The 432-nt window shown below is 48.6% G+C and carries 1 protein-coding gene; it reads left to right on the top strand.

All coding sequences use genetic code 11. The annotated features are described in order from the left end of the window. The coding region (locus ACU8YC_RS28320) for an amino acid permease (protein WP_446896438.1) at positions 1-390 on the top strand (390 nt) is incomplete at its 5' end. Between the last annotated feature and the right edge of the window lie 42 nt (positions 391-432).

The following is a 432-nucleotide window of genomic DNA, read 5'->3' as shown; positions in this document are numbered from 1 at the left end:
ACGGTATTGTGTTTCTCAACCTTTATCTCCCCGAGCGTCGCCGCGGCATACTGGATGCTGACTGCATTTACGACCATCACCTATTTCATTCCTTATCTGGTGATGTTCCCTGCATTTTGGCGTTTGCGTCAGACGCAACCGGATACGCCCAGAAGCTTCAAAATCCCTGGAAAAGTCTTACCTGCTGTCCTGCCTGCACTTGGATTTATCTCTATTGCTTTTGCTGTCGCATTACTGTTTATCTCGCCTTCACAAATTGATATGGGAGGATATTTCCAGTACGCCGGCAAGATCGTGGGTGGCGCGTTGCTGGCCGTCATCGTTGCTGAATGTATCTATCACCGGGCCCAGAGACGTAACGCTCGTCTGAGCGTGGCAGGAGGAAAATAAAATGTATATGCCAATCCTGGAAATCAATTTACTCAAGCTGGA

It is taken from the genome of Citrobacter sp. VF227, from assembly GCF_052950715.1.
This window is presented reverse-complemented; position numbering and strand designations above follow the sequence as displayed.